Annotated in this window: 1 pseudogene; it reads left to right on the top strand. The window is 77.1% G+C overall.

Annotated elements, in window-relative coordinates:
• Positions 1–173 (top strand): annotated as a pseudogene (locus BST12_RS35230) (hypothetical protein); the annotation flags it as partial.
• Between the last annotated feature and the right edge of the window lie 63 nt (positions 174–236).

Here is a 236-nt window from a genome sequence, read left to right as displayed (position 1 = left end):
GTAACAAGGCCGGCGGCGCCGGCGGGGCGGCTGGGTTGTTCGGCAACGGCGGCGCCGGCGGCAGCGCCGGTATCAGTGCCACTGGTATGTCCGGTGGGGCGGGCGGGGCCGGCGGATTCTTGTTCGGCAACGGCGGCGCCGGAGGCGCGGGCAGTGTCGGCGGGACGATAGGCGGTGTCGGCGGTGCCGGCGGCATGGGCGGCTTGTTCGGCACCGGCGGGTCCGGCGGGGTGGGC

Source organism: Mycobacterium angelicum, assembly GCF_002086155.1.
Taxonomy (GTDB): Bacteria; Actinomycetota; Actinomycetes; order Mycobacteriales; family Mycobacteriaceae; genus Mycobacterium; species Mycobacterium angelicum.
Note: the sequence above shows the minus strand (reverse complement) of the source record. Positions and strands in the feature narration are given on the sequence as shown.